Origin of the sequence: Rhizobium sp. rho-13.1 (assembly GCF_007000305.1) — a bacterium.
GTDB classification, from domain to species: Bacteria; Pseudomonadota; Alphaproteobacteria; order Rhizobiales; family Rhizobiaceae; genus Rhizobium; species Rhizobium rhododendri.
Genome location: NZ_SCFL01000121.1, coordinates 1 through 240, shown reverse-complemented (window position 1 = coordinate 240; position 240 = coordinate 1). Strand labels below are relative to the sequence as shown.

Here is a 240-nt window from a genome sequence, read left to right as displayed (position 1 = left end):
TTTCGGGTGGTTCGAAGTCACTCGAAGGTCTGGTCGGCGGTTCGCTCGATATTGTCGCTGGTGCCTACGAGCACACGATCCGCATGCAGACCAAGGGACAGGATATCGTCGGGATATGCAATCTCGGCCGCTTCCCCGGTATCGTCATTGCCGTGCGCAAGGATCTCGCCGGCGAGATCAAGTCTATGGCCGACATGAAGGGGCGCAAGGTCGGCATCACCGCGCCCGGCTCCTCGACAG

General features: G+C 60.8%; 1 protein-coding gene. It reads left to right on the top strand.

The window, feature by feature from the left end:
* A partial coding sequence (locus EQW76_RS28915) for an ABC transporter substrate-binding protein (protein ID WP_161991106.1) occupies positions 1 to 240 on the top strand: 240 nt, incomplete at both ends.